The sequence below is a fragment of the Mycobacterium sp. NS-7484 genome, assembly GCF_001953975.1.
Classification (GTDB): domain Bacteria; phylum Actinomycetota; class Actinomycetes; order Mycobacteriales; family Mycobacteriaceae; genus Mycobacterium.
In genome coordinates, this window is sequence record NZ_MBEJ01000127.1 from 101,131 (window position 1) to 125,585 (window position 24,455).

General features: G+C 66.2%; 22 protein-coding genes. 3 read left to right on the top strand and 19 right to left on the bottom strand.

The window, feature by feature from the left end; genetic code table 11:
- The first annotated feature begins 13 nt into the window (after positions 1–13).
- Positions 14–1,510, top strand: coding sequence for an amino acid permease (locus tag A5733_RS23300; RefSeq protein WP_076241821.1), 1,497 nt, complete (start codon positions 14–16; stop codon positions 1,508–1,510).
- On the opposite strand, the gene A5733_RS23305 is transcribed toward A5733_RS23300, so the two are convergent.
- From A5733_RS23305 to A5733_RS23355, 11 genes are all read right to left on the bottom strand, one after another.
- Positions 1,500–2,357: a mycofactocin-coupled SDR family oxidoreductase gene (locus tag A5733_RS23305; protein WP_067765334.1), complete on the bottom strand. Its 858-nt coding sequence runs from the start codon at positions 2,355–2,357 to the stop codon at positions 1,500–1,502. The genes A5733_RS23300 and A5733_RS23305 overlap by 11 nt on opposite strands.
- Positions 2,358–2,448: 91 nt before the next feature.
- Positions 2,449–3,285 carry an SHOCT domain-containing protein gene (locus tag A5733_RS23310; protein WP_076241822.1) on the bottom strand — a complete coding sequence of 279 codons (837 nt, stop codon included), beginning with the start codon at positions 3,283–3,285 and terminating at the stop codon, positions 2,449–2,451.
- 56 nt (positions 3,286–3,341) lie between these two features.
- Complete coding sequence (locus A5733_RS23315; RefSeq protein WP_233152762.1) at positions 3,342–4,178, bottom strand: cutinase family protein; 837 nt, start codon at positions 4,176–4,178, stop codon at positions 3,342–3,344.
- Positions 4,179–4,296: 118 nt separating this feature from the next.
- Positions 4,297–5,247 carry a hypothetical protein gene (locus A5733_RS23320; RefSeq protein WP_076241823.1) on the bottom strand — a complete coding sequence of 317 codons (951 nt, stop codon included), beginning with the start codon at positions 5,245–5,247 and terminating at the stop codon, positions 4,297–4,299.
- 164 nt (positions 5,248–5,411) lie between these two features.
- On the bottom strand, positions 5,412–6,602 hold the full coding sequence (tuf, locus tag A5733_RS23325; protein WP_067765353.1) for an elongation factor Tu: 1,191 nt from the start codon (positions 6,600–6,602) through the stop codon (positions 5,412–5,414).
- Between the two features lie 88 nt (positions 6,603–6,690).
- Positions 6,691–8,793 (bottom strand): elongation factor G, encoded by a 2,103-nt coding sequence (gene fusA / locus A5733_RS23330; protein WP_067765357.1) that lies wholly within the window; start codon positions 8,791–8,793, stop codon positions 6,691–6,693.
- Between the two features lie 87 nt (positions 8,794–8,880).
- Positions 8,881–9,351 (bottom strand): 30S ribosomal protein S7, encoded by a 471-nt coding sequence (gene rpsG / locus A5733_RS23335; protein ID WP_018601866.1) that lies wholly within the window; start codon positions 9,349–9,351, stop codon positions 8,881–8,883.
- Positions 9,351–9,725, bottom strand: a complete 375-nt coding sequence (gene rpsL, locus A5733_RS23340; RefSeq protein ID WP_066901499.1) for a 30S ribosomal protein S12 — start codon at positions 9,723–9,725, stop codon at positions 9,351–9,353. The genes rpsG and rpsL overlap by 1 nt, the downstream gene beginning before the upstream one ends.
- 269 nt (positions 9,726–9,994) lie before the next feature.
- A complete protein-coding gene (locus tag A5733_RS23345; protein ID WP_067765361.1) occupies positions 9,995–10,618 on the bottom strand; it encodes a TetR/AcrR family transcriptional regulator in 624 nt (207 codons plus the stop codon).
- Between the two features lie 94 nt (positions 10,619–10,712).
- Positions 10,713–11,189, bottom strand: coding sequence for a DUF3558 domain-containing protein (locus tag A5733_RS23350; RefSeq protein WP_076241885.1), 477 nt, complete (start codon positions 11,187–11,189; stop codon positions 10,713–10,715).
- A 55-nt stretch (positions 11,190–11,244) separates the two neighbouring features.
- Positions 11,245–11,820, bottom strand: a complete 576-nt coding sequence (locus tag A5733_RS23355) for a DUF3558 domain-containing protein (RefSeq protein ID WP_067765364.1) — start codon at positions 11,818–11,820, stop codon at positions 11,245–11,247.
- Positions 11,821–11,982: 162 nt separating this feature from the next.
- Between A5733_RS23355 and A5733_RS23360 the strand changes: the two genes are divergently transcribed.
- Entirely contained in the window at positions 11,983–12,372 is a 390-nt protein-coding gene (locus A5733_RS23360) for a DUF3060 domain-containing protein (RefSeq protein ID WP_076241824.1), read from the top strand.
- 32 nt (positions 12,373–12,404) lie between these two features.
- Positions 12,405–12,821 (top strand): DUF3060 domain-containing protein, encoded by a 417-nt coding sequence (locus tag A5733_RS23365; RefSeq protein WP_076241825.1) that lies wholly within the window; start codon positions 12,405–12,407, stop codon positions 12,819–12,821.
- On the opposite strand, the gene A5733_RS23370 is transcribed toward A5733_RS23365, so the two are convergent.
- The 8 genes from A5733_RS23370 to A5733_RS23405 form a co-directional block, all read right to left on the bottom strand.
- The gene (locus A5733_RS23370; RefSeq protein WP_076241826.1) at positions 12,818–13,600 is read right to left on the bottom strand and encodes a crotonase/enoyl-CoA hydratase family protein; all 783 of its coding nucleotides are present in this window, start codon (positions 13,598–13,600) and stop codon (positions 12,818–12,820) included. The two genes, A5733_RS23365 and A5733_RS23370, sit on opposite strands and share 4 nt — an antisense overlap.
- A complete protein-coding gene (locus A5733_RS23375; RefSeq protein WP_076241827.1) occupies positions 13,597–14,328 on the bottom strand; it encodes a PaaX family transcriptional regulator C-terminal domain-containing protein in 732 nt (243 codons plus the stop codon). The genes A5733_RS23370 and A5733_RS23375 overlap by 4 nt, the downstream gene beginning before the upstream one ends.
- A 1-nt stretch (position 14,329) precedes the next feature.
- A complete protein-coding gene (locus A5733_RS23380) occupies positions 14,330–15,244 on the bottom strand; it encodes a crotonase/enoyl-CoA hydratase family protein (RefSeq protein ID WP_076241828.1) in 915 nt (304 codons plus the stop codon).
- 100 nt (positions 15,245–15,344) lie between these two features.
- On the bottom strand, positions 15,345–16,973 hold the full coding sequence (locus A5733_RS23385; RefSeq protein ID WP_076241829.1) for an acyl-CoA dehydrogenase family protein: 1,629 nt from the start codon (positions 16,971–16,973) through the stop codon (positions 15,345–15,347).
- Positions 16,974–17,026: 53 nt separating this feature from the next.
- On the bottom strand, positions 17,027–18,184 hold the full coding sequence (locus tag A5733_RS23390) for a hypothetical protein (protein ID WP_231965553.1): 1,158 nt from the start codon (positions 18,182–18,184) through the stop codon (positions 17,027–17,029).
- Between the two features lie 91 nt (positions 18,185–18,275).
- On the bottom strand, positions 18,276–19,412 hold the full coding sequence (locus A5733_RS23395) for a phosphatase PAP2 family protein (RefSeq protein WP_369830963.1): 1,137 nt from the start codon (positions 19,410–19,412) through the stop codon (positions 18,276–18,278).
- A gap of 66 nt (positions 19,413–19,478) precedes the next feature.
- Positions 19,479–20,231 carry a deoxyribonuclease IV gene (locus tag A5733_RS23400; protein ID WP_076241886.1) on the bottom strand — a complete coding sequence of 251 codons (753 nt, stop codon included), beginning with the start codon at positions 20,229–20,231 and terminating at the stop codon, positions 19,479–19,481.
- A gap of 236 nt (positions 20,232–20,467) precedes the next feature.
- Positions 20,468–24,421 (bottom strand): DNA-directed RNA polymerase subunit beta', encoded by a 3,954-nt coding sequence (locus A5733_RS23405; protein ID WP_067765378.1) that lies wholly within the window; start codon positions 24,419–24,421, stop codon positions 20,468–20,470.
- Between the last annotated feature and the right edge of the window lie 34 nt (positions 24,422–24,455).

Below are 24,455 nucleotides of genomic sequence, written 5' to 3' on the forward strand. Positions count from 1 at the left end.
ACAAGGAGGCACGATGGCGGCCCCAGCCAACAACCTGACCGGCCAGATGTTGCGGCGCAGACCGGCCATCGGTGCACCGGTGGCCCACGGCGCCTCCGACCGCCTGCGCCGAAGCATCGGCACGTTTCAGCTCACCTTGTTCGGTGTCGGGGCAACAGTCGGCACCGGCATCTTCATCGTGCTGCAGCAGGCCGTGCCCAAAGCCGGTCCCGCGGTTCTCGTCTCGTTCGTGGCTGCCGGTGTCGCCGCCGGGTTGTCGGCAATCTGTTATGCGGAAATGGCTGCCGCCGTGCCGGTTTCGGGATCCACCTACTCCTACGCCTACACCACGATGGGCGAGTTCATCGCGATGGGCGTCGCAGCCTGCCTGCTGCTCGAATACGGCGTATCGATGTCGGCGACGGCAGTCGGCTGGAGCGGTTACCTGAACAAGCTGTTGGAGAACGTCTTTGACCGGCGTCTCCCGCACGCGCTGTCGGCGGCGCCCTGGGGTGACGACCCGGGGATCATCAACCTGCCCGCGGCGGTGCTGATCGTGATGTGTGCGCTCCTGCTGATCCGGGGAGCCAGTGAATCCGCGGCGGTCAACACGGTCATGGTGATCCTCAAGCTGTGCGTGCTCGGTATGTTCGTCGCCGTCGCGTTCACCGCGTTCAGCACCGATCATTTCGCCGGGTTCTGGGACAAGGGGTTCACCGGCATCACCGCCGCGGCCGGCACCATCTTCTTCACCTTCATCGGACTGGACGCGGTGTCGACCGCAGGCGACGAGGTGAAGAATCCACAAAAGACCATGCCCCGGGCGATCCTCGCGGCTCTGGTGGTGGTCACCAGCGTCTACATCCTGGTGGCGTTCGCCGGCCTGGGCACCCAGTCCGCCGACGCGTTCGGCTCTGACGAGCAGGCCGAGGCCGGGATGTCGGTCATGCTCACCGACATTCTGCACGGCCAGACCTGGGCGAGCACGATTCTGGCTGCGGGCGCGGTCATCTCGATCTTCTCGGTCACCCTGGTGGTGATGTACGGCCAGACCCGCATCCTGTTCGCCATGGGCCGCGACGGCCTACTGCCGCCGCTGTTCGCCAAGGTCAACCCGCGCACCATGACCCCGGTCAACAACACGGTCGTCGTCGCAGTGGTCACCGGCGGCCTCGCCGGGTTCGTGCCGTTGGACTATCTGTGGGATCTGGTGTCCATCGGCACCCTGGTGGCATTCATCGTGGTCTCGGTCGGAGTGATCATCCTGCGGGTGCGGGAGCCAGAGCTGCCCCGGGCCTTCAAAGTGCCGGGATACCCGGTAACCCCAGTTCTTTCCGTGCTGGCCTGCCTGTTCGTGCTCTACGGCCTGCCATCCGTCACCTGGCTGTGGTTCGGGCTCTGGGTCGCGTCGGTGTTGACCTTCTACCTGTTGTGGAGCCGGCATCACAGTGCGCTCAACGACGGAGGTGACGGCAACGTCCCCGGCCCCGCGGCCGGTGCCGGTGCGGCCCGGCGGAACCTCAGTACTTGAGCACGCCGCGATCGACCGCGATCTGACTGCCCGACAACGTGGCCGACCCGTCACCGGCCAACCACGCCACCACATCGGCAACTTCCTCGGGCGCCATGAACGCCGCGAGTCCTTCGTTCTTGCCGTCGGTCACCTTGTGATACGGCATCGGCGCAAAACTGTGCAGGAAGCTCGGGAACTTGGCGAAGATCTCGGCCATCGCCTCCGGTTCGATCATCGGAGTGTCGATCGAGTAGGGATGGATCGAGTTGACCCGAATACCGTACTCGCCCACCTCCAGCGCCAGGGTGTTGGTCAACGCCACCAGGCCGTGCTTGGAGGCCGCGTAATGACCGTTGCCCGGAGTGGCTTTCACTCCCGCCGACGAGCTGACGATGATGATCGACCCGCCGTTGCCGGCGTCGATCATGGCCGGAACCGCCGCGCGGATGGTCCGCCAGGTGCCGTTGAGGTTGACGTCGATGACGGTGTCGAACTGTTCTGGGCTGAGCTCCCACAGCCGGCCCCAGCTGAGCACACCGGCATTGGCCACCACGATGTCGAGCCGGCCGAACTGCTCGACACCGTCGGCCACGACCTGCTGCTGGGCGGCCAGGTCCCGGATGTCGACCTCGCGCGCGAGTACCTTGCGGCCGGCGGCCTCCACCGCGGCGACCGTCTCGGCCAGTTCCTCCGATGTGGCGGCCGGGTAGGTGATGGTGTCATCGACCGGTCGGCATACGTCGATCGCGATGATGTCGGCGCCCTCGTTGGCCAGCCGCACCGCGTGGGCCCGCCCTTGACCGCGTGCAGCGCCGGTGACAAACGCCACCCGGCCTTCCAACGACGTTGCCTTACCTGCCGCCATGCCAGGGTCCTTTCTGGAGTCTGGGCACAGGCTAACACCAGAAGTAGAACGTGTTCCTGGACTGGGGCCAGTCAGTGGGACAACCCAAAATCTAGAGCTCGGCGATGATCTGCTGCCGCTTCGCGGTGTACTCGTCTTCGCTGATGGCGCCCGTCGCGCGCAAGGTTTCGAGCTCCTGGAGACGTTGCGCCGTCGAGGGTGCCGGCGGCACGAGCAACGGTGCGCCCGGTGCCGGGGACGGCGCCGCAGGCGCTGCAGGCGCCGCCTCGGCCGCCGCGCGCCGAACCACAGCCTGAACCTGTTGGCGCGCCGAAGGATTGGACCGCAGATCGATCATGTTGTTGATCCCGATGCCATGTGCCTTGAGGATCTGCAGTATCTCCATCAACGGGCCGGACTGACCGGTCAGGTCGTAGGTCTTGTTCTCCTCGGCGATGGCGAACGTCGCTGGCATCAGCCCACCGATCAAACCGCTTCTCTCCCAATCGATCCGGTACTCGTTGGTGGTCGGGTCGACGAGGGCGACCAACTTGCGGTTGGTGATCATCGGAAGCCGTGACACCGAGGCCAGTACTCGATCCTGGCTGGCGAACGGCGCGAGGCCGGGCCCGGAGATCTGCAGGTCCAATTTCACCAAAGGCTGTTCGTTGATGCGGGTTCCGGTCTCGTGGATACCGGTGACCTGGGCCAGTGCCAGCACGCCGACCTCTTCCAGCCGGCTGTTCTGCGCGACCGACCTCGACCCGGCGGCGGTGATCCCCAACGCGATCAGCACGTCGACCGCGGTGATCAACAGGCCCGTCCAGAACATCCACTTCATCATCGGATCACCGCCGGTGACGAAGTAGATGGTCAAGAAAATGGGGCCGACGATGCCACACATCAGCACGAAAGCCTGAATACGTACGTAACGCCAGAAAGTGGACATCGCGCGCTCCCGTCGTCGGCTGGGCGCCATCAGATTAACGCCCGCAACCGCCCAGGTCAGGAGTGAACGACGCCATCGGCCGCGACGGCCGTCGGCACCACCTGCTGCATCGGCGACGGACCCAGCAGCCCGTACAGCGGTCGGGTCCACCGGTACCCTCCGCTGCTGGAGCGGGCGTAGCTGGTGTGCACGGCGATTGCGGTGGCCGTCACCTCGTCGGCGTCCGGATCGTAATCGCAGACTGCGTCGCCGCGGTCGCACACGCTGATCGTGCGGTTGCCGATCGAGGCGGGCAGCGGGCCCGGGGCATGGGCCAGGATCGGCCAGTCCTGCGCCACACCTTTACCGGCTCCGCGTATCGCGGTCGCCGTGCCGAGGTTGAGCGTCGGATCGGTCGGCAACCGGTCGCCGTCGGCGACCAACAGGGCGGCCGCCAGATTCGGGCTACCGGCCAGAGCCGCCAGATTTCGGTGTACCACCATCGCACCCTGCGAATAGCCGGCCAGCACCACCTTGGTCGACGGGCACTGCTGGGTGAACGCCGCATACTGGTTGGCCAGCGCCGCCACCCCGGCGTCCACACTGCTCATGAAACCGCCCCAGCCCAGCAGGTCGCCGTCGGCGGGGACCGGCGCGGCGGGATAGACCACGGCCTCGGCAGTCATCGTCCGGCCGTCCTGCTGCACCCACCCGCCGAGGTCTCGCAGAGAGTTGTAGACCACCCGGCCCATGCCGGCATCGGCCGTCGGATCGTCACGCTCACCGGAACCGGCGACGCCGATCCAGTGGACATCCGGGCAACCGGGCGCCGCCTGTGCTGGGCTCGCGGCCAGCCCGACCGCCGACCCACCGAGCACGGCGGCCGCCGCCAACGCCCACATCTGTCGCAACATGTCGTCCCCAACCCGTGTAGCTCGTCTATGCAATAGAGATCGGCTCAGCTGTCACACGCGTTACACCGAACGAGAATCCAGGCCAACGCACGAAACGGCGCCCACCACATGGGAGGGATCAGAACGGGAGCCCGATCGCCCGGGTGATGCTCGGCAGCTTGGCGAACGGATCCTCGAAATGCGGCAGCTGCGGCGGCGGGATTTTCGTCCAATCGATCGGCGGGAGCTGCGGTGGTGGGATCTTCGTCCAATCAATCGGCGGCAGCTGCGGCGGGGGGACCTTCGTCCAGTCCACCGCAGGAAGGTTCGCACCGGCTGCAACGGCCGGGCCCAGCATCAACGCCGATAGCCCGTCCGCCGGAGGTACCGCCGGATTTCCCCAGGGATTCTGGCGGTTCTGGTTGTCCCACGCGATGAGGAAGTTGGCCAACACGTTCAGTGCCCCGTTGCCGACCCACCCCGTCGTCCCGGTCACGGCACTGATCAACGCGTCGATACCGGGCTGTGCGTTCGCCGCCGCAACGGCGGACTGCCAGGCGGGGTTCACCGGTCCGAGGCCGAAGTCGAGAGCCGGCCAGGCCGGTGCGGCGGCCGATGCTGGGGGCACGGCAGCAGGAGCCGCCGACACAGCCGGGACCGGCGGAGCCGGCGAAACGACCTTGGCCGGCGGCACGGTCGGGACGGCGAAGATGTCGGCCAGTCCCCCACCCGAATCGATCGCAGGTGTGGCCGCAGCGACGGGCTTCGGGGCGGAGGCCGACGGTGACGTCGGCAGAAGTGCTTCCAAGTTGGGTGCGACCGAGTGGGCGGCAACCGGTTTCGCCGGTGCCGGTGCCAGCGCTGGCGCTGGCGCCGGTGCCGCGGGCGACGACGCGGCGACGGCCGGGCCCGTGTTCTCGGCCGGCGCGGTCTCCGGCCGCTTTGTGGTCACCCCGATCAGAGCCGCTACCGCGACAACGGCGACTGTCGTCGAGATGCCCGCGACGATTCGCGACGGGGTCAGCTGACCGCGGATCTGTTCGGCGCGCGCCGTCACCGTCGGCGTCGGTTCGGTTACCTCGACGTCCACGTCATACCTCGGCTTTCGGCGGGAGCTCGTAGCCGTCAACTCTTTCGCCATCGGCTAATGGCGCACTATATCGAGTCCCCACGTGTCCAGGCCAGAAGTCCGTGGAATAGCAAACGGCGCCCACCCTTTCGGGTGAGCGCCGTTCGTCGTGCTAGGTCAGATCATCACTTGATGATCTTGGTAACCCGGCCGGCGCCGACGGTACGGCCGCCCTCGCGGATCGCGAAGCGCAGGCCCTCGTCCATGGCGACGGGCTGGATCAGCTTGACGGAGATGTCGGTGTTGTCACCGGGCATCACCATCTCGGTGCCCTCGGGCAGGGTCACCACGCCGGTCACGTCCGTGGTACGGAAGTAGAACTGCGGACGGTAGTTGTTGAAGAACGGCGTGTGGCGGCCACCCTCGTCCTTGGACAGGATGTAGACGCTGCCCTCGAACTCGGTGTGCGGGGTGGTGGTGCCGGGCTTGACCACAACCTGGCCACGCTCGACGTCCTCGCGCTTGATGCCACGAACCAGCAGACCGACGTTGTCGCCGGCCTGGCCCTGGTCGAGCAGCTTGCGGAACATTTCCACACCGGTGACGGTGGTCTTGGTCGTGGTCGGGCGGATGCCGACGATCTCGACCTCTTCGTTGACGTTGATCACGCCACGCTCGACGCGACCGGTCACCACGGTGCCACGACCGGTGATGGTGAAGACGTCCTCGACGGGCATCAGGAACGGCTTGTCGGTCTCACGAACCGGATCCGGGATCGACTCGTCGACGGCCTCCATGAGGTCCTCGACCGACTTGACCCACTTGGGGTCACCCTCGAGCGCCTTCAGCGCGGAGACCCGGATCACCGGGGCGTCCTCGTCGAAGTCCTGGGCGGCCAGCAGTTCGCGGACCTCCATCTCGACGAGCTCGAGGAGCTCCTCGTCGTCGACCATGTCCGACTTGTTCAGCGCCACGAGGATGTAGGGCACACCCACCTGACGGCCCAGCAGCACGTGCTCGCGGGTCTGCGGCATCGGGCCGTCGGTCGCGGCGACCACCAGGATCGCGCCGTCCATCTGGGCGGCACCGGTGATCATGTTCTTGATGTAGTCGGCGTGGCCGGGGGCGTCCACGTGTGCGTAGTGGCGCTTCTCGGTCTGGTACTCAACATGCGAGATGTTGATGGTGATACCGCGCTGACGCTCTTCAGGCGCGTTGTCGATCTGGTCGAATGCGCGCGACTCGTTCAAATCGGGGTACTTGTCGTGCAGAACCTTGGTGATTGCTGCGGTGAGCGTGGTCTTGCCGTGGTCAACGTGACCGATGGTCCCGATGTTGACGTGCGGCTTCGTCCGCTCGAACTTCGCCTTCGCCACTGTGGTGTCCTCCTGGACTGTGTTGGTGCTTGTACTTAAGCAGTGTTGATGTGTTCAGTTGTGATTCCGCTGAGGGGCGGGCCAGAGCTTACTGACCCGTCGCCTTCGCGATGATCTCCTTCGACACGTTCGCCGGAACCTCGGCGTACGAGTCGAACACCATGGAGTAGTTCGCCCGGCCCTGGGTCTTCGACCGAAGGTCGCCGACATAGCCGAACATCTCCGACAGCGGCACCTGTGCCTTGACGACACGCGCACCGCTGCGCTCCTCCATGGCCTGGATCTGACCACGGCGGGAGTTCAGGTCGCCGATCACGTCGCCCATGTAGTCCTCGGGCGTCGTGACCTCGACAGCCATGATGGGCTCCAGGATGACCGGCTGGGCCGCCTGAGCGGCCTTCTTCAGCACCTGCGAACCCGCCACCTTGAACGCCATTTCCGAGGAGTCGACCTCGTGGTAGGCGCCATCGAGCAGCGTCACCTTCAGGTTCACCAGCGGGTAGCCGGCGAGCACACCGTACTGCATCGCGTCCTGCGCACCGGCATCCACCGACGGGATGTACTCACGCGGGATGCGGCCACCGGTGACCTTGTTCTCGAACTCGTAGGTGGCACCGTCCTCGCCGACGAACGGCTCGAGGTCGATCAACACCTTCGCGAACTGGCCCGAGCCACCCGTCTGCTTCTTGTGGGTGAACTCGACCTTCTCCACCTTGCGGCGGATGGTCTCGCGGTAGGCCACCTGCGGCTTGCCGACGTTGGCCTCGACCTTGAACTCGCGACGCATACGGTCGACGAGGATGTCGAGGTGCAGCTCGCCCATGCCGCCGATGACGGTCTGGCCGGTCTCGGCGTCCAGGTGCACCTTGAAGGTGGGGTCCTCTTCGGCGAGCTTCTGGATCGCGGTGCCCAGCTTCTCCTGGTCACTCTTGGTCTTGGGCTCGATGGCCACCTCGATCACCGGATCCGGGAAGGTCATCGACTCGAGCACGACCTGCTGGTTCGGATCGCACAAGGTGTCGCCGGTGGTGGTGTCCTTCAGACCGATCACCGCGTAGATGTGACCAGCGGAGGCCGACTCGACGGGGTTCTCCTTGTTGGCGTGCATCTGGAACAGCTTGCCCAGCCGCTCCTTCTTGCCCTTGGTGGCGTTGATGACCTGCGCACCGGACTCGACCTTGCCCGAGTACACCCGGACGTAGGTGAGCTTGCCGAAGAAGGGGTGCACGGCGATCTTGAATGCCAGTGCGGCGAACGGCTCGTCGACCGACGGCTTGCGCAGGACCTCGTCGTCCTCCTTGCCGGGGACGTGACCCTTGACCGACTCGACGTCCAGCGGCGAGGGCAGGTAGTCGATGACGGCGTCCAGCATCGGCTGCACACCCTTGTTCTTGAACGCACTGCCGCACAGCACCGGGTACAGCTCGCTGTTCACGGTCAGCTTGCGGATGGCGCCCTTGATCTCATCGATGGTGAGCTCTTCGCCACCGAGGTACTTCTCCAGAAGTTCCTCGTCGGTCTCGGCGACGGTGTCCAGCAGCTCGCTGCGGTACTGCTCGGCCTTCTCGACCAGGTCGGCCGGGATCTCGACGGTCTCGTAGCTCTCACCGAGCTTCGTCTCGCCACGCCACACCTTGGCCTTCATCTCGACCAGGTCGACGATGCCCTCGAAGTCGTTCTCAGCACCGATCGGCAGCTGGATCACCAGCGGCTTGGCGCCGAGGCGGTCCTTGATGGTCTGCACGGTGAAGTAGAAGTCCGCACCGAGCTTGTCCATCTTGTTGACGAAGCAGATCCGCGGCACGTCGTACTTGTCGGCCTGACGCCACACCTGCTCGGACTGCGGCTCGACACCTTCCTTGCCGTCGAACACGGCGACGGCACCATCGAGCACGCGCAGGCTGCGCTCCACCTCGACGGTGAAGTCGACGTGCCCGGGGGTGTCGATGATGTTGATCTGGTTGCCGTTCCAGAAGCAGGTGACGGCGGCGGAGGTGATGGTGATACCACGCTCCTGCTCCTGCTCCATCCAGTCGGTCGTGGAGGCACCGTCGTGCGTCTCACCGATCTTGTAGTTGACGCCGGTGTAATAGAGGATGCGCTCTGTCGTCGTCGTCTTGCCGGCGTCGATGTGCGCCATGATGCCGATGTTGCGGACCTTGTTCAGGTCAGTCAGCACGTCCTGTGCCACGGAAGTCTTCCCAACTCTTTCGCTTGCTTGATTAGGTGTTCGATTACGCGCCCGCCTGCACCCGACGCTGGATGCCGGGCGCGGGTATCACCAGCGGTAGTGCGCGAAAGCCCGGTTCGCTTCGGCCATCTTGTGAGTGTCCTCACGACGCTTCACAGCGGCACCGAGGCCGTTGCTGGCATCCAGGATCTCGTTGGCGAGGCGCTCGACCATGGTCTTCTCGCGACGGGCCTTGGAGAAGCTCACCAGCCAGCGCAGGGCCAGCGTGGTGGAGCGATCGGGGCGCACCTCGACCGGCACCTGGTAGGTGGCACCACCAACGCGACGGCTACGCACCTCCAGGGCGGGCTTGACGTTGTCCAGCGCGCGCTTGAGGGTGACGACCGGGTCGGTACCGGTCTTGTCGCGGGCCTGCTCCAGCGCACCGTAGACAATGCGCTCGGCCAGCGACTTCTTGCCGTCCAGCAGAACCTTGTTGACCAGCTGGGTGACCAGCTGCGACCCGTAGACCGGATCGTTGACCAACGGACGCTTCGGCGCGGGTCCCTTGCGCGGCATCAGCTCTTCTCCTTCTTCGCGCCGTAACGGCTACGGGCCTGCTTGCGGTTCTTGACGCCCTGGGTGTCGAGCGACCCGCGGATGATCTTGTAGCGAACGCCGGGGAGGTCCTTCACACGACCGCCGCGCACCAGCACCATCGAGTGCTCCTGCAGGTTGTGGCCCTCACCGGGGATGTAAGCGGTGACCTCGACCGCGCTGGTCAGCTTCACGCGTGCGACCTTGCGAAGCGCCGAGTTCGGCTTCTTCGGGGTGGTGGTGTACACGCGGGTGCACACGCCGCGGCGCTGCGGGCTGCCCTTGAGAGCCGCCGTCTTCACCTTGGCGACCTTGTCGCGGCGACCCTTGCGGACCAGCTGGTTGATGGTTGGCATGTACCGGCTTTCTCTGTGTTGCTTCTTGCTGTTTAAGTCTCTGTACTGCAGTTATCCCCCGACCGCGTACCCCGCGTCCGGGCGTGTCGCACGTTCCTACACCGGCGGAATTCCGATGCGTGATAGACATGCAGAGTGGCCCGGCGTGCGGGCACGCTTGCGAAGCACTCAGCCGCGTGCGCCTTCCGGCCAGGCACGATCTACCACAATACCAGGGCTGGCCGTGCCGAACCAAACCCGCTCACGACGACCTATTCCCAGGTCAGACGCTACGACCCCGTTTGCCCCATACCGGAGGCCAACCGCCGAAGCATATCGGTGAACACCGCATCGGTGTCGATGTCATCCATCACACCCGTCATTTCCAGCAGCACGAAACCGTGCAGGGCCGACCAGAACTGCAGGGCGGCGTAGAACGCGTCCTCCCCCTGCAGCCCGTAGGAGGCCAGGACCTCGATCACCGGTCCGGCCGCGGCCCGGGTGGCTGCCGAGTATTCAGGGTCGTCGCCGCCGAACGGCATGCGGGTGAACGCCGAGTAGCGGCCCGGATGGTGGTGCGCATAGCTGCGGTAGGCACTGGCCATCACCGACACCGCATCATCGCGGGTCCGGCCGGCGCCGACGGTGTTCAACATTTCGATGATGTCGTCGATGACCCGCATGCGCACAGTCCGGCGCAGGTCGTCGAGGCTGTGCACGTGGTTGTAGAGCGACGGCCCCTTGGTGCCGAGCTGCCCGGCGAGCGCATTGATCGTCAGCGCATCCCAACCTTCACGGTCCAGAAACGTCAGTGCCGCGTTGACGATGGTCTCGCGGCTGAGCTTGGTGGTCCGCGCCGGCCGTACCTGGGCACGTTTGGTGCCAGCCGCCTGGGGCTCCGGCCGAGCTGACATGTGGGCACTGCCTTCGGGTCGAGGGGATCTTGGGGTTCACGTATACGGCCCCCGTGGGGTCGCCGTGAAACTCTAGCCCCTCAGGCAGGTCAGATCAGTTCACCCGGCCCTGACTGAGCCGGGCGAGTTTCTCAGTGATCTGACACAGATCGGGCAGCGTGGCCGGGTTCATCGTCTGGATCGACCAGGTGACGACGTCGTCGCCCTTGGCCACATAGATGCTGCACACGTTCGCGTCCGCGGCACGGAAACCCTTGTTCCCGTCGATCGTCAGCTCCGTCAGAGTCCGTCCGGCTCGCGTCTCCAACGTGCGCTCGGTGTCCATGTCACTACCCCGGTACCACCAGGTGGAGATGCCCATGCCCGCACCGAAGGTGCCCAGCATCGAGTTCTCCTGCCAGAAGCAGCCGGTGTCGCTGACCACGGCCTTGCTGAACATCGACGAGCCCACCGCCTCGACGATGTCGGCATCGGTGATGCCGTTGCAATCCGCGCCGTGAAAGCCCCCGCCGATGGATTCCGGCTCCGGGGGCGGCGCGGTGTCGGACCGACCACAGGCGGCCAGCGTCATCAGCCCGGCCGCCACGGCGGCCAGGCACAACGCAGTGCGGGAGCGGTGCGCCACGTCAGAGTTCCGATTGCAGGGTGGCCGAAAGCAGCTTCTTGGCGTCGCGGCACGGGTCGCCCTTGCCGACGCTGCCGGCGCCCCGGAACTGCACCCACCAGCTGATCACGCCTGATCCGGCGGCCGCGGTCGCCGAACAGGCCGCACCGGTGACGTCCCGCCGCGCCAGGAACGCCTGGTGCCGTTCCACCACGACATCGGTGATCTCGGCGTTGCGGCTGCGGGCCACCGCCCGCTCACGCGCCAAAGATCCCTCCTCGAACCACGCGAAGATGACGTCGAGCATCGCCAGCGATTCGGAATCCGGCCCGGCGCCGGGGTTCAGCTTGCGTGACAGCACGTACTGACACACCGCGCCGCTGTAGGGCCGGACGATGTTGTCGGCGGTGAGAATCTCCTGGATCGTGCTGTCGACCAACAGCCCACACCGGTCGTCGACGTATCCAAAGCTGCGGTCTGGATCGGCGGTGTCAGTCGACGCACGCTGAGCCGCCCCGTCGATGGTGTGCGCACACCCCGCGACGGTCACCACGGCCGTGACCGCCACGGCAGCAGCCCGAGCAACACACCGACGCATTGCTGACCACGGTACCCAGCACGGACACCGCCCGCGACTCGTCGGCGCCGCCCGCGTCAAACTGGGCAACACCTGCCGCGGTGCCGAGGCCGCCCCGTACTCTTCGTTGCAGCGGACTGTGCGTTGCAGCAGAGTCGCAGCGGATCGGAAGGGGATCTCACCGTGAATTGGACAGCTGTGGGACGGACGAAGCTCGTTGGGCTGGCCGTCGGTGTGCTCGCATTGCCGCTCGCCTCGACCGTCGGGGTGCCCAGCGCAGCAGCCAAGAACGGCGACACCCACATCACCGGCCAGGGCCTCGAACAAACGTTGGACTGCAACAACTCCACGCTGTTGGTGAACGGCACCGGTAACCGGATCAACGCGATGGGTACCTGCTGGGCCGTGACGGTGCAGGGGTCCTCCAACGTGGTGATCGCGGAGAACGTCATCAACGACATCACCGTGTACGGCTGGGATCAGACGGTTTTCTTCAAGAACGGTGACCCGGCGCTGATCGACCGCGGCCGTGAACTGGCGTTGGTCAACCAGATCAGCCGCGTACCCGCGTGAGGAAGCCTGAGGAAGAAAGTAGAGACAGACCCGTGATCGCCCGTTTTCGCCCCGCCCCGTTGATCCTCGGCGCCGGTGCCGCCGTTGCCGCGCTCACGCTTGCGGCGTGTGGCTCGGAAAGTTCGGACACCACCAGCCCGAGTGCCACCGCCGGATCCTCCGGCGTCAACGTGGAGGTCGGCAACACCATCAACTACATGTCGGTCGGCACCACGACGGAGATCGACTGCGCGGACGGCAAGTCGCTCACGGTCGGCGGCACCAACAACACGCTGACGGTCAAGGGCACCTGCGCCAACGTCAACGTCGGGGGATCCGACAACAAGATCACCTTCGAACGGATCGACAAGGGCCTGACCATCGTCGGGCTGAACAACACCATCAGCTACGCCGCCGGCGACCCCAAGGTCAACAACACCGGCAGCAACAACACCGTCAACAAGGGTTAGTCGCCGCGGGGTTGGTCGGCGCGAGCCCCGTGCCGACCGGCGCCGGCGGCGAACCGGCCCGCCCCGTGGGCGGCCTCATCCTGCACACCGAAGATGCTGGCGAACTCGAATTCCATTGCCGCCTCTTCGGTCTCGCCCCATTGGTGCAGTGCCGAGAGCCGGTCGGCCCGCAGACACTGCTGCGGTAACCGGGCCAGTTCGGCGGCCAGCTCCTCGGCATGGGCGCGAGCTTGCCCCTTGGGCACGACGCGGTTGGCCAGACCGATCGCCTGGGCCTCGGTCGCGTCGACGGCACGCCCGGTCAGAATCAGGTCCATCGCCCGGCTCTGCCCGATCAGGCGCGGCAACCGGACGGTGCCACCGTCGATCAACGGCACGCCCCACCGGCGGCAGAACACGCCCATCACGGCGTCCTCCTCGACCACCCGAAGGTCACACCACAGCGCCAGCTCCAGACCACCGGCCACGGCATGCCCGCTGATCGCGGCGATCACCGGCTTGGACAACACCATTCGACTCGGGCCCATCGGACCGGGCCCGGCGCGGTGCAGCTGGTTCATCTGCGGGGTGCCGAACGCCTTGAGATCGGCTCCGGCACAGAAGGTGCCGCCGGCACCGGTCAGTACCGCAACCGCAGCGTCGTCGTCGGCGTCGAACTGCTCGAACACGGCGAACAGGGCCGCGGCCGTGGGACCGTCGACCGCGTTGCGGGCATGTGGGCGGTCGATGACGACGGTGGTCACCGCACCGTTGCGTTCGACCCGGACTGCGTCGCTCACGTGGCCTCCAGGAGTTCGGTCTGGTCGCGTCGCGCGACGAGTTCGGCGGCGAAGTCGGTGTAGGCCTTGCGCAATTCGGCCCCCGGCCACCGGTCCGGCAGTAGCTCGTCGGGAAGCACCGGGTCCGCCAGCAGGTGACGCACGATGCCCGCCGCTGCGACGAACCGACCCGGGACGTCGGTCGCAGCCGAAATCTGTTGCAGCAATTGCTCGCCGGTGTGACGCCACCCCGGAAGGTCCCACAGCGCGCCGGCCAGCCCGGCTGGATCGGCGTCACGGGCCTGCAGCAGCCGGGTGCGGGAAACGATCTCCTGCGGCAACACCTGGTCGAGGTTGTCCGGGCGCATCCACACACCCTCCCGCAACTCACCGAACCGGTACTGCTGCAAGGCGTTGCGCAACGAGGCACGGGTACGGGCATCGGTGCCGATACTGGTGATCACCAGCATCGACCACTGCCCGTCATAATCCCGCAGCCGCGGATCGATCGCGTCGTCCTGCCGACGTTGCCGGGTCAACAGCCGGTCGGACAGCCGATAGCCGTCCTCGGAGCGCACCAGGTCACCGGCACTGACCATCCGGGTCAGCGCCACCCGCAGCGTGGACTCTTTGATGTCGAAATCGGCTGTCAGCCGGACCAGTTCGGCCGCGCTCGCCCACGCTGGATGCGCACCCAACAGCACGCTCAACACCACTGAGCGGGCCGTCATCCGTGTGAGCGCCGGCATGTCAGACCCCGGAAGACCGGCGTCCGAAGTCACCCATCGGCTCGTCGCGGTGACGCACCGCTTCGCGGAAGCCGTGCTGAACCGCATCGGCGACGAACGCGTGCCCCTCGGGAGTGTGCCGGGCGATGCCGTCGAACACGGTGCTGACCATCCGGCTGGTCGCCACCCCCTGTTGCAGCAGTGCGGTGTTGCACGCCAGCTTGGCCATGATGAGCTGGTTTACCGGCATGGCCGCGATGCGCTCGACGAGCCGCTCGGTGCGTTCATCGAGGTCTTCGGGTGCCGGTGCTTCGACGGCCAAACCCCACTCCGCCGCCTGTGCTCCGGTGAGGCAATCCCCGGTGAACAGAAGACGTTTGGCACGTTGATCGCCGAGCCGGTGGGCCCATAGTCCGGCGGCCGGAACACCCCACACCCGCATCGGCGGATAGCCGATCTTGGCGTCGGCCGCAGCGATCACCTGGTCGGCATGCAGTGCGATGTCGGTGCCACCGGCCACGCAGTAGCCGTGGATCTTGACCACGGTCGGCTTGTCGGCGTGCATCAGACTGGAGAAGCCACGCACGAATCGGCTCATCATCTGGTAGTCGACCATGGGGTCCCATGGCTGGTCCGGAAGATGGTTGATCGCTTGGGTTTTCCCGGCCAGCACGGTCCCGTCATACCGGGCTCCGCCGGCCTCACCGGTCCCGTCGGCGTAGGCGGACAGGTCGAATCCGGCGCAGAAACCCTCGCCCCGGCCGGACACCAGGATCACGTGGACATTGGGGTCCAGATCCGCCCGCTCCACCAGGGCCTGTAGCTCGAGCGGCGTGTCGGCGACGATCGAGTTGCCTTTTTCCGGACGGTTGAAGGTGATTCGTGCGACCCGGTCGGTGACCTCGTAGGTCATGGTCTTGAGATTGTCGACGTCCACTAGCTCCCCTTTGCCCCCACGTTCTCCCCGCGAGCAGACATAAAACCGCACTCTATTGGGTGATTTCGGGCGGGTTTGCGTCTGCTCGGCAGCGCAACTGTCACCCCTTGACCAACGCTCGCTCGAGGATCGGTGCCAAGTCCAGCCCGGTCGGCAGGGTGCCGAACGCCTGACCCCACTGCCCGCCGAGCCGGCTGGCCAGGAACGCCTCGGCCACCGCCGGATGGCCGTGCCGCACCAGCAGCGCGCCCTGCAGCGCCAGCGAGATGTCCTCGGCCACCTTGCGACCGCGGTACTGGATGGTCTCGAAGTCACCCAGGTCGGTCTGCAGTGTGGTGACGTGGCGGTCCAGCCGCGGATCTTGTCCAGCGGTCTGGGCGAGCTCGTCGAACAGCACCTCGACACTTTGCGGCCGGGTTGCCATGGCGCGCAAGGTATCCAGCGCACTGACGTTGCCCGAGCCTTCCCAGATACCCATCAGCGGCGCTTCGCGATACAACCGCGGCAGGCCAGAATCCTCGACGTAGCCGTTGCCGCCCAGGCATTCCATCGCCTCGGCCGCGTGTGGTGTGGCGCGTTTGCACACCCAGTACTTGCCGGCCGCCAGACCGATGCGGCGCAGCAGGGCCTCCCGCTCGTCACCACGGACGGCCTTGTCGGTGGCACCAGCCATCCGCATCGCGAGCATGGTCGCGGCCTCGGCCTCCACCGCCAGGTCGGCGAGCACGTTGCGCATCAACGGCTGGTCGATCAGGTAGGCGCCGAAGGCCTTTCGATGCTGGGCGTGGTGCACGGCGCGGGTCAGACCGCTGCGCATGCTGGTGGCGCTGCCCAACGTGCAGTCCAGGCGGGTGAGGTTGACCATCTCGATGATGGTCGGCACACCGCGGCCCTCCTCGCCGACCAGCCAGGCCGTGGCGCCGTCGTATTCGACCTCGCTGGAGGCGTTCGCGTGGTTGCCGAGCTTGTCCTTGAGCCGCTGCAGAAACATCCGGTTGCGGGTGCCGTCGGGCAGGATGCGCGGCAGGAAGAAACAGCTGAGTCCGCCGGGGGCCTGCGCGAGCACGAGGAAGATGTCACCCATCGGGGCCGAGGTGAACCATTTGTGCCCGGTGAGGCGGTAGGTGCCGTCGCCGTTGGGGGTGGCCTGGGTGGTGCCGGCGCGGACGTCGGAGCCCCCTTGCTTCTCGGTCATCGACATGCCCGCGGTGATTCCAGCCTTCGTCGTGGCGAGCTTGAGTTCCGGATCGTAGACCCGGCTGGTCAGCAGCGGCTCGTAGGTCGCGGCCAATTCCGGGTTGAACCGCAGCGCGGGCACCACGGCGTAGGTCATCGAGATCGGACAGACATGCCCGGGCTCGACGGTCCACACCGACATCTTGGCGGCGCGCACCACGTGCGCCCCTTCGCGCTCGTCGGCCCACGGGGCACCATGCAGGCCGTGGGTGACGGCCACATTCATCAGCTCGTGGTAGGCCGGGTCGTATTCCACCTCGTCGACCCGATGCCCGTAACGGTCATGGGTGTGCAGCACCGGCCGGTTGCGGTCGGCCAGCTCACCCCAGCGTTGGGCTTGCGCGCTGCCGTTGATGGCGCCCAGGTCGTGAACCTCGTCGACGCCCCACTGGCCGCCTTCGCGGATCAGGGCCTCGGAGAGCACGGGCGAGGTAGCCGGGTTGTAGTCCTCCAGTGGGGGGACCTGATTGGTGACGACGTGAGTATCGACCATGCACCCAGTGTTACAAATCTCCGACAACCGCACAATAGTTGTAATGCCACGGCTCAAGGAGTCGGCGCCTTTCGCGGCGGCGGCACGTTGTCGGCCCCGCGTACGCCGTTCAGCACCGACTGCCCCTGTTGATCGATGAGCCTGGTGAACAACTGCTGCGCATAACCGAACACCAGGCCCCAGGCCAGGATCTGGGCCGAGGTGTCCAGCGCATTCAAACCCGGCACGAACTGGCCCCGCATCAGCAGCAGCCCGAGGAACGCCGTCAACGCGCCCGTCGGCAACTTGAGCGCGGCCAGCGCCACGGGGATGCCATAGCGTTCCGACGAGCCGCGGACATGACTGATCGCGGCTGCCGCGGCAATCGCCGCGGCGACGAGACCGATCAGCTCGACCACGATGATGTCCGTGGGTTTGGCGGTATCTGCCACGACGTCGTCGATGTCGATTCCTTTGCCCGGCGCCCCGGCCCGAAGCGGGGTGAACGGTGCGGACTGGTTGGTCGGGCACACCACCATCTGCTCGGAGGCGTCCTGCGGCGCGAAACAGAGCGGCATCAACGTCGGGTTTCTCAGGCCGATCACCGCAAGCGCCACCACCAACATCGACAGCAGCACTGTGGTGCTGACGACGATGTTGCGGAAACTGCGCAACCGGATGTTCTCCCGTAATGCCGCCGAGCTGGCCGCCCGCACCGTCGCCACGATCTGGTCGCGCGCGGCGTCAACCTTCTCCAGCGCCGTTGCGCGGTCGGTGTTCACGTTGCGCACCAAGCGCTCGAATTCCTGCCGCCCCGGATCGCTCGAGCGGAGATGACGCTGCACGTGCCGGGTGAGCGAGGGCATTTGACCCAGCAGATAGTCCGCGGGTGCGAGGTTGAGCAATTGCGCCTCGGCGGCATCGAGGTTGCTCATCGCGCGTTCGAGCAGAGGACCGTTGCGCGACAGGCATATTCGCCTGCCCAACTCGGGTTTACGACCCGTCGCCGCGTCTCTGGCCGCGTTGAGGTGACATTTGATCGCCTTCGACAGCGCGGCATCGACGTCGCGTGAGCTGGTCTGGGCCAGGAAGTCGGTCAACGTCTCCAGTTCGTAGGCGCGGGTCAACGTGCCTTCCCGCCACGCCACCCACACCGGTCCCCCGACCGGCCGGACGGCATCGATGCGGGGCAACGGCTTCGGCGTCGCTCGCGGCGCCTCGGTGGTGATCACGATCTGCCTCCTCACCCGCTCGGCGATGCAGGTGAGCGTAAGTTCCACCGGTCTCGATCAGCACGCGTAGTGCACTACTCGATGCGGCCGGTCAGCGTGATGTGCCCGCCGGTTCCGGGCCGGGATCCTTCAGCAGGTCTTCCGCTACCTTGGGATCGGCCACCGAAGTCCGCATCCTCCGCGCTTCGTAACGATGGAGCGCAAACAGCACCACCCCCGCCAAAGCCCAGCCGAGCAGGATGTCGATCACGTAGTGCTCGGCGGTGTACACCAACGTGAAGGCCATGATCAGCGGATAGGCCACCAAAAACGGCCGCCAGCCCCGGTTGACCCGGTTCCACAGGAACACCGCGACCGCGGCGGTCAGGCCCGCGTGCAGTGACGGGATCGCCGCGACCAGGTTCACGCTGGCCTGGCCCTGATCGATCAGAGCCGTGGCGGTGTGCAGGTTCAGCTTGCCCCAGCCACGCGTGACGATCCGTTCGATCCAGTCGTGAGCGCCGTTCTGGCTGTCCTGCATGGCGCCCAGCAGACCGCCGTCGGCGGCCTCCCGCGCCGAGCGGAACATGCATCTGGGTCCGGACGGTCCGCCGTCGCCGTCGTCGGCGGTGCAGCGCGCCGCAGCCCACGGCGGTGCTGCCGGCAGCAGCGCGTAGATGGCTAGCGCCGCGAACGACAACCCGACGAACAACCGCACGAACCGCTTCCACTCCTCACGGTCACGCAGCCAGAGCACCCCGGCCACGACGTACGGGAGGATGAAGAACGACATGTAGACCGTGCTGATCACCACTTCCCACCAGGGCGGGTGCAGTTGCTTCAACCGCTCCTGCAACCACACCGTGGGCACGGTGCCGAAGAACAGCCAACGATCGGCATCGACCTGCCAGTGCCACAGCGTCGGCCGCCCCACCAGGGTGGCCGCGCCGCGGCTGAGGTCGTAAGCGGCCAGCACGACAGCGAACGGCAACCAATCCCGGATCACGTAGAGCATCCGGCGCCCCTGGCCGATGCTGGCGGCCAGCAGGCCGGTGGCGATGTAGAGCAGCAAAAGCTCGCGGTTGAACGCGAAGCCGTCGGTGACGGTGCGGTAGACGACGACCGCGGCCCACGTCAGAATCGCCGCATACCGCAGCATGCGCAGCCGGCGAGCACGCGTGTCGGTGCTCCATGGCGCTGACGCTTCGTCAGGGGCCTCGTCGGTTACCGAGTCGTCAACCGCGGTCACAGAGGTGACGTTAGTTCACCTAGACGTCACGACGCGGTTGAAAACGGTTCAGGTTCTCTAATGCGGTCAGCCGGCGTGCTCGCGCAGGAAGGCGATGTCGTCCTTGCGTCCGGCCTCGGCGGTCTCGCAGATCACCGGCGCGTCGGCCGCTTTGACCACCGCGGCCAGCAACTGCGGATCGATCTGGCCGGCACCGAAGTTGGCGTGCCGGTCGGCGCCGGAACCGGCCGCGTCGCGAGAATCATTGCAGTGCACCAGATCGATGCGCCCGGTGATGGCCTTGATCCGGTCCACCGCGTCGATCAGGGCCTCCCCCGCCGCCCAGGCGTGGCAGGTGTCCAGGCAGAAACCGATCCCCTTGTCCCCGATGCTGTCCCATAATCTGGCGATGGTGTCGAAATGCCGGGCCATGGCGTGGTCGCCGCCGGCGGTGTTCTCCAGGTACACCGGCACGTCGGTGTTCAGGTAGTCCAGCGCCTTGGCCCAGCGCTCGAACCCGGCCTCCATGTCGTTGTCATCGGCATGCCCACCGTGCACGATCACCGCCGTCGCCCCGATCTCGGCAGCCGCGCCACAGGTGTCCTGCAGAATCTTGCGCGACGGGATCCGGACCCGGTTGTTGGCCGAGGCCACGTTGATCAGGTACGGAGCATGCACGTACAACGGCACGGTCGACGCCTTGAGAGCTTCGGCGTCCTCACGGGGCTTGGGCTTCTTCCAGCTCTGCGGGTTGCCGAGGAAGAACTGGACGACGTCGGCCCCGTCGGCGGCAGCCGCGGCCAATGGGTCGGTGTTGTCTACATGCGAACCGATGAGCACCCCGCCAAGTCTAGAGAGGGCCTTTCGCGACATCACTTCCATCAGCTGTCGGTGGGTGGCCACACCACCGTTGACGGCGAACACCTCATCGATGAACACCCTCTGATAGTCATTGCACTTCCACCGCTGCGAAAGTTTCCGGCCGCGCAGCCTGGGGATAACTTGCCGACCAGACGCAGATGTCCCCGACACGCCGGGCGTGCGGGGACATCTGTGTCTGCTCGCGCAGCTACGCGCTAGCGGTAATCCGAGTATCCGTAATCGTCCAGCGGCACCGCAGCACCGGTGGCCTGGCCGAAGTCCGGGCTGTAGTACTGATCCTCATAGGACGGGATCGTGTACGCCGCAGCGCGGGCCTCTTCGGTCGGCTGCACCTGGATGTTGCGGTAACGGTTGATACCGGTACCGGCCGGGATCAGCTTGCCGATGATCACGTTTTCCTTCAGACCCTGCAGCTTGTCGCTGCGGCAGTTGATCGCCGCATCGGTCAGCACGCGGGTGGTCTCCTGGAACGACGCCGCCGACAGCCACGAATCCGTGGCCAGCGATGCCTTCGTGATACCCATCAGCACCGGACGTCCGGCCGCGGGCTCGCCGCCCTCGGCCACCACGCGACGGTTCTCCGACTCGAACTCGGCACGCTCGGTCAGCGAGCCGGGCAGGAACTCCGTCGAACCCGAGTCGATGATCGTGACGCGACGCAGCATCTGCCGGACGATGACCTCGATGTGCTTGTCGTGGATCGACACACCCTGGGCCCGGTAGACCTCCTGGACCTCCTTGACGAGGTGGATCTGCACCTCGCGCGGGCCCTGGACACGCAGCACCTCGTGCGGATCGGCGGAGCCTTCCATCAGCTGGTCACCGACCTCGACGTGGTCACCGTCGGACAACACGCCTTCGGAGCCGTCCTCGTGGGTGATCACGCGCAGGCGCTGACGCTTGGAGAGCTTGTCGTAGACAACTTCCTCGCCACCGTCGTCGGGAACGATGGTGATCTTGAAGAACTTGTCGCTCTCCTCCAGCCGGACCCGGCCCGCGACGTCGGCGATGGGCGCCTTGTTCCGCGGAATACGGGCCTCGAACAGCTCCTGCACACGCGGCAGACCACCGACGATGTCGGCGCCACCGGTAACACCACCCTGGTGGAAGGTACGCATGGTCAGCTGGGTACCGGGCTCACCGATGGACTGGGCGGCGACGATGCCGACGGCCTCGCCGATGTCGACCAGCTTGCCGGTGGCCATCGAGCGGCCGTAGCACTTGGCACACACGCCGGACGCCGAGGCGCAGGTCAGCACGGAGCGGACCTTCACCTGCGTGATGCCGGCCGCCAGCAGCGCGTCGATGGCCGGGTCGCCCAGGTCATGGCCGCGCTCGATGACAACGTTGCCCTTGTCATCGACGGCGTCGGTGGCCAGGGTGCGCGCGAACGCACTGGTCTCGACGTGGGCGTCGCGGATCAGCGAACCGTCCGGACCGCGCTCGGCCAGCGTGACGATGATGCCGCGCTCGGTCTCACAGTCGGTCTCGCGCACGATGACGTCCTGCGAGACGTCCACCAGACGACGGGTCAGGTAACCCGAGTCGGCGGTACGCAGCGCGGTGTCGGCCAGACCCTTACGGGCACCGTGGGTGTTGATGAAGTACTCCAACACCGTCAGGCCCTCACGGAACGAGGACTTGATCGGGCGCGGGATGAACTCACCCTTCGGGTTGGTCACCAGACCCTTCATGCCGGCCAGGGTGCGGGTCTGGGTGAGGTTACCCGTGGCGCCCGACTTCACGATCGTGATGATCGGGTTGTCGGCCGGGTAGTACTCCTCCAGCGCCTTACCCACCTCTTCGGTGGCGTCCTGCCAGATCTTGACCAGCGACTCGTTGCGCTCGTTGTGGTTCAGCGCGCCGCGCTGGTACTTGCGCTCGATCGCCTCGGCCTCAGCCTCGTGCCGCTCCAGGATCTCCTGCTTCTGCGGCGGCACCAGCACGTCGGCCATCGAGACCGTGACACCCGAACGGGTGGCCCAGTGGAAGCCGGCGTCCTTGAGCTTGTCGACGGTCTGCGCCACCACGATCATCGGGAAGCGCTCGGCCAGATCGTTGATGATCCGGGCCTGGACCTTCTTGTGCATCTGCTCGTTGACGAACGGATAGCCCTTGGGCAGCAGCTCGTTGAAGAGCACCCGGCCCAGCGTGGTCTCCGCGGTCCAGGCGTCCCCCGGCTTCCAGCCGTTCTCGAACAACTGCGCCTCGAGGTCGGCCGGCGGACGCGCATCGGTCAGCCGCACCTTGATCTTGGCGCGCACCGACAGCGCACCACGGTCGAGCGCCATGATGGCCTCGGCCGGGCTGCTGTAGACGCCCTGCTCGGCGGCATCCTTGGCGGCCGGCACGTACTCGCCTTTGTCCCCCTCGACGAGGGTGGTCAGGTAGTACAGACCGGTCACCATGTCCAGACGCGGCATGGCCAGCGGCTTGCCCGATGCCGGGGACAGGATGTTGTTCGACGACAGCATCAGGATGCGGGCCTCGGCCTGCGCCTCTGCCGACAGCGGCAGGTGCACGGCCATCTGGTCACCGTCGAAGTCGGCGTTGAACGCCTCACACACCAGCGGGTGCAGCTGGATGGCCTTGCCTTCCACCAGCTGCGGCTCGAAGGCCTGGATACCCAAGCGGTGCAGCGTAGGTGCACGGTTCAGCAGCACCGGGTGCTCGGCAATGACCTCTTCGAGGACATCCCACACCTGGGGACGCTGACGCTCCACCATGCGCTTGGCGCTCTTGATGTTCTGCGCGTGGTTCAGGTCGACCAGACGCTTCATCACGAACGGCTTGAACAGTTCCAGCGCCATCAGCTTGGGCAGACCACACTGGTGCAGCTTGAGCTGCGGACCGACCACGATGACCGAACGGCCCGAGTAGTCGACGCGCTTACCGAGCAGGTTCTGACGGAAGCGGCCCTGCTTACCCTTGAGCAGATCGGACAGCGACTTGAGCGGACGGTTGCCCGGCCCGGTGACCGGACGGCCACGACGGCCGTTGTCGAACAGCGCGTCGACCGACTCCTGAAGCATGCGCTTCTCGTTGTTGACGATGATCTCGGGCGCGCCCAGATCGATCAGTCGCTTGAGCCGGTTGTTGCGGTTGATCACGCGGCGGTACAGGTCGTTCAGGTCGGAGGTGGCGAAGCGGCCACCGTCGAGCTGAACCATCGGACGCAGCTCCGGCGGGATCACCGGAACGGCGTCGAGCACCATGCCCAGCGGCGAGTTGCCCGACTGCTGGAACGCGGCGACGACCTTCAGACGCTTGAGCGCACGCAGCTTCTTCTGGCCCTTGCCGCTGCGGATGGTCTCGCGCAGCGACTCGGCCTCGGCCTCGATGTCGAAGGTCTCGATGAGCTTCTTGATCGACTCCGCGCCCATGGCACCGGTGAAGTACTCGCCGTAGCGGTCCTGCAGCTCGCGGTAGAGCACCTCGTCGACGATCAGCTGCTTCGGGGCCAGCTTGGTGAAGGTCGTCCAGATCTCGTCGAGCCGGTCCAGTTCACGCTGGGCCCGGTCGCGGAGCTGACGCATCTCACGCTCGCCGCCGTCGCGCACCTTGCGGCGCACGTCGGACTTGGCACCCTCGGCCTCGAGCTCGGCCAGGTCGGCCTCGAGCTTCTGGGCCCGGGCCTCCAGGTCGGCGTCGCGCTGATCTTCGACGGCCTTGCGCTCGACGGCCATCTCGGCCTCGAGCGTGGACAGCTCGTTGTGGCGCATCTCGTCGTCGACCGAGGTGATCACGTAGGCCGCGAAGTAGATGATCTTTTCCAGATCCTTCGGGGCCAGGTCGAGCAGGTAGCCCAACCGCGACGGGACACCCTTGAAGTACCAGATGTGCGTGACGGGTGCGGCCAGCTCGATGTGGCCCATCCGCTCACGACGCACCTTGGCACGGGTCACCTCGACGCCGCAGCGCTCACAGATGATGCCCTTGAAGCGGACGCGCTTGTACTTGCCGCAGTAGCACTCCCAGTCGCGAGTCGGTCCGAAGATCTTCTCGCAGAACAGGCCGTCCTTCTCCGGCTTGAGCGTGCGGTAGTTGATGGTCTCCGGCTTCTTGACCTCGCCGAAGGACCAGTTACGGATGTCGTCCGCGGTGGCGAGGCCGATGCGGAGTTCATCGAAGAAGTTGACGTCTAGCACGTAACTCCCTTTCCCCTTGCGGGTGTTGAAACTT